This window comes from Caballeronia sp., assembly GCF_049581465.1.
Classification (GTDB): Bacteria; Pseudomonadota; Gammaproteobacteria; order Burkholderiales; family Burkholderiaceae; genus Caballeronia.
This window is the reverse complement of record NZ_JBAUSA010000554.1, coordinates 1-4,119: the sequence shown is the minus strand read 5'-3', so window position 1 is coordinate 4,119 and position 4,119 is coordinate 1. Positions and strand designations below refer to the sequence as shown.

The following is a 4,119-nucleotide window of genomic DNA, read 5'->3' as shown; positions in this document are numbered from 1 at the left end:
TTCAGGTTTTTGGCACGAACGTAGCGCGGCCCCCATCCATCAACCCGCAGTCGAACACCCTCCTCAAGCACCAACGGCACGCACACGCTTCGCCTCTAAGGACCCAACCCACTCCAGCTAACGGACCGCGTCGTACGACGGCAGGGCCCGGCCAAGGCCGGCCGCAAATCTCGCGGGTTTGGGTTTGACTTGCCTGGATTTTGCGAAGTGCGACGCGAAATGAAAAAGCGAGGACGAAGCGCTTTGGTGGTACGAGCACACGACTCGCCGCCGAGCTGGGGCTGTCGAGGCGAAGCGTGTGCGCGCTGCTTGCGCTTGAGGCGGGTGTTCAACTGCCGGTTAAATGTTCGGGGCCGCGCTACGTTCGGGCCAAAAGCCTGAAATGAGCGTCGACGACACTTAAAAATTGGCGGTTCAAAACGCGTTTCTTTGCTTCGTTTCTTTGCGCGTTTGCAAAAATGAAGTTCCGCCCCGAACAGGGGCTAACAGAAATAAGCAAGAAAATCCGACTTAAGCAGACCGACCACGTAAGCAGGAGGACTCAACGCTGTCCCCACACTCGCCGCAAGCAAAGGCCCCCACCCACCCCCAAGCGCCAGCGCGCCCTACAGCCCCACCGCCCCCGGATTCATTTCAATATGCAAAATAACCAGCCACCGCTTAGGGCAATCCGCCGAAACGACCAACGCGGGATTCCTTTTATCGACTGGCGTAACGCAGTTCTTCTCGCGTGCCAGCCCATACGCGCGCCGCGCATCCGACTGCAGCCACAAGCTGACCAGCCCGCAAGTAACGAAGCTGAAAATCGAGATCTCCATCGCCGTAGTGTCGAGCGCAATTTGCTGAGCGGCAAACTGGAACGCCGCGGTCAGCACCTGACTCCCTATCATGGCGACAGCAACCACCTTCAAGACCCCTCTGATCCGCATTACCGTACTCAACTTCATGATTGCCTCCGTTTCACCGAACGTCACGTTCGCGTATCTATTACTGCGTGCCTGTCAGCCGGTAGCCTACCCCAGTCTCAGTCACGATATGAACCGGCTGTGCCGGATCAACTTCGAGCTTGTGTCGCAAATGACCCATGTAGACGCGCAAATAATGCTGGTTCTCGACATACGCCGGCCCCCACACTTCACGCAGCAACTGCTGGTGAGTCAGCACGCGCCCGGCATGGCGCACCAGCGTAGTAAGCAGACGGTACTCGATCGGCGTGAGGTGTACCGCGATTCCATCACGCGTAACACGCCTCTCAGACAGATCAAGCAACACCGAACCGAAGCGCACCAGCGGTTTTTCCTGCTGCCCACCCCGATTCCGGCGCCGCAATTGTGCCCTGATTCGCGCGAGCAGCTCTGAAACGCTAAACGGCTTGGTGAGGTAGTCGTCGGCGCCGGCATCAAGCGCGCCTACTTTGGCCTCTTCGTTAGTGCGAGCCGACAGTACGATCACGGGCTGCTCCGTCCACGTGCGCAACTCGCGAATGACGTCGATACCGTCCGTGTCCGGCAACCCAAGGTCGATCACAATCAACTCGGGCTTGCGAAACGCCGCCTCACGCAGGCCCTGCTGCCCGGTTTCCGCTTCGAACACGGTCATGTTCTGGCTCTCGAGCGTGGTACGCACGAAGCGGCGTATTTGCTTGTCGTCTTCAATGACAACGACAGTCACTCCGCGCTCGCTCACGAATGTTCTCCATCGCGATCATCTTCAACAAGCTCGTCGAGCGGGGGCGAATCATTGACCGGCAACGTGAACCAGAAGCGCGCGCCTACGACTTTCCCGCCCTCGCCTATGCGATTCTCGGCGCCGATCTTTCCGCCGTGTGCCCCAACAATAGCCCGGCAAATCGCAAGACCCAATCCAATGCCCGGCTTAGCCGATTCTTTCTCTCCACGCGTAAATTTATCGAAGAGGCTTGTCTGTGCCCCTGGAGGCAAACCCGGACCATGGTCGTCGATGCGAACTCTCACACACCGATCGTTACCATGTTGTTCCAACACGGCATCGATCGATAGCGGCGTACCCTCGGGGGTGTACTTCGCGGCATTCTCGAAGAGGTTGGCTAGCAGCCGCTCCATGAGAACGGCGTCAAGCTGGACCAGCGGAAGGTCTGCTGGAACGCGCACTTGCACCGGTCGCACCCCAAGCGTTCGGCGACACACCGCCAGCGCCGCGCCAACCACCTCTTCGATCATCGACCATTGCCGGTTGAGTCGTATGCTGCCACCCTGAAGCCCGGCCATATCGAGCAAATTGGTCACCAGGCCGCTCATGCGAAGTGCCTCTTCATGAATGGCGTGAACAAGTTCCTGCGAGGTGCTGTCGGCACCATCGGACGGATCGAATGGGTCAAGCGGCCCGGACGGCTCGGGCATGCGCTGTCGCTCTTCGAGAACCGAAGCGAATCCGACGATCGACGTCAGCGGCGTACGCAAGTCGTGCGAGATCGCCGACAACAACGAGTTGCGCATCCGCTCCGATTCCATGTTGACCAGCGCGTCCTGTGCAATCTCGACGTAATGCACGCGTTCGAGTGCGAGCGCGATCTGCGACGCGAATGTGTCGATCATGCGTTGCTGTTCAGGCGCCGCGAGCTCATCGGCCCGCTCGGTGATCAATGCGAGAACGCCTCGTGTGCGCATTGGCGCCTTGAGCGGCAGGTATAGCGCGTCTGCGGCAGGCAGCGTGTCGGTCCCATGGCCCGCAGGCTTTTGCTGGTCGTACACCCATTGCCCGATATCGATGTCCAGACTCGCAGCATCGACCGTGACGTGCGGATTCGGATCGTCGACTTTCTGGCGGACCTTCTCCGCGCTGTCGGGCAGCAGGATTGCAACTCGCGCCTGGAATATTTCGCCTACGTGACGCGTGCCGATTTCGATGATCTGCTCGGTCATCAGCGCGCCGCCGAGCTCTCGTGTCATCGCGTACATTGCGCTCGTGCGGCGTTCGCGCAACGACGCGATCCGCGCTTGCAGCCGAAGGTTCGATGTCAGGTGACTGATCGTCAGCGACGTGAGCAACATGACGACGAAGGTCAGCAGGTATTGGGTATCGGTGACTGCAAATGACCACTTCGGTGGCACGAAGAAAAAATCGAATGCGGCGACGCTCAGGAACGACAACAGCACGCCGGGTCCGCGTCCGAGCTTGACCGCCGCGAATATGACGGCGAGCAGGTACAGCATCACCAGGTTGGTCAGATCGATGTGGCGCGCGAGCCCACTCGCGAGCACCGTCACGGCCGCGCCGATACCGATTGCATACAGGTACGCATTGGGGCGCGATCTCGTGCCGTCAGGCACGCCAGCGAATCGCGGGGCACCGCTCGCCCCCGGTTCTTTAGCCGCGCCCGTGCCGACCAGCGTTACATCGATATCGTCGGCGTAGCGCACTAGCGCTTGCGCGACAGATGGATCAAACAGGGACCACCAAGCAGTCGCTCCGGGCGCGCCCGCCACGATCTTGGAGACATTGCGCATCCGCGCATAGGCGACGAGCGTCGCGGCCGCGTCGGCGCCGTCGAGCGTGACGGTCTCCGCGCCCAGCTCGGAAGCAAGCTTGAGCGCATCAAGGGTGCGTTTGCGCGAGACATCAGCCAGGCGCTGCAGCTTGGGCGTCTCGACATAGACTGCGAGCCAGTCCGCCTTGAGACTTGAGGCGAGGCGAGCCACGTACCGAACCAGCGTTGCGCTTTCAGGACCGGGGCCGATACACGCAATCAACCGTTCGCGCGCCTGCCAGATCCGGCTAATTGACTGGTCCGCGCGATATTCGCGCATCTGCGCGTCCACGCGATCCGCTGTCCGGCGCAAAGCCAGTTCGCGCAGGGCGATCAGGTTTCCCTTCCGGAAGAAATTGCGTACTGCGTTCGCTGCCTGCTGCGGTAAGTACACCTTGCCATCGCGCATGCGGTCCAGCAATTCTTCGGCTGGCAAGTCGACTAGCGTGACTTCATCGGCGAGATCGAACACGCGATCGGGCACGGTTTCCCATACCCGGATGCCTGTGATCTGCCCGACGATATCGTTCAGGCTTTCAAGGTGCTGGACGTTGACGGTGGTGTACACATCAATGCCGGCGTCGAGCAGTTCATACACGTCCTGCCACCGTTTG

At 60.4% G+C, this 4,119-nt stretch carries 3 protein-coding genes; all 3 read right to left on the bottom strand.

Annotation, left to right across the window (positions count from 1 at the left end; genetic code table 11):
* Window positions 1-605: 605 nt before the first annotated feature.
* Window positions 606-947 (bottom strand): hypothetical protein, encoded by a 342-nt coding sequence (locus WCA53_RS13655; RefSeq protein WP_423910952.1) that lies wholly within the window; start codon window positions 945-947, stop codon window positions 606-608.
* 40 nt (window positions 948-987) lie between these two features.
* Window positions 988-1,686 (bottom strand): two-component system response regulator KdpE, encoded by a 699-nt coding sequence (kdpE, locus tag WCA53_RS13650; protein WP_423910949.1) that lies wholly within the window; start codon window positions 1,684-1,686, stop codon window positions 988-990.
* Window positions 1,683-4,119: DUF4118 domain-containing protein (locus WCA53_RS13645; RefSeq protein WP_423910946.1), on the bottom strand; the 2,437-nt coding region annotated here is incomplete at its 5' end. The genes kdpE and WCA53_RS13645, both read right to left, overlap by 4 nt.